Here is a 241-nt window from a genome sequence, read left to right on the forward strand (position 1 = left end):
CGCCGTAGAGGTCCTTGAGCACCTCGGTGGCGCCGGTCAGGCCCTGCGGCACGTAGGAGTACAGCGGCGTGTAGGTGTCCTTGTAGACCTGCGTCGCGATCTCCGCGCGGTCGACGACGTCGGCCATCGCCTGGCGGACGGCGAGCGCCTTCGCGGCGTCGGCCTCCGGGGTCTTGGCGCCGAACGGCATCGTGTCGAAGTTGAACACGATGTAGCGGATCTCGCCGCCGGGGCCGTCGAC

Annotated in this window: 1 protein-coding gene; it reads right to left on the minus strand. The window is 69.7% G+C overall.

Annotated elements, in window-relative coordinates:
• Nucleotides 1–241, minus strand: a 241-nt coding sequence (locus tag FJ658_RS15405; protein WP_255447767.1) for an ABC transporter substrate-binding protein, incomplete at both ends; no start/stop codon positions are given.

The organism is Schumannella sp. 10F1B-5-1 (assembly GCF_006517535.1).
GTDB lineage: Bacteria > Actinomycetota > Actinomycetes > Actinomycetales > Microbacteriaceae > Schumannella.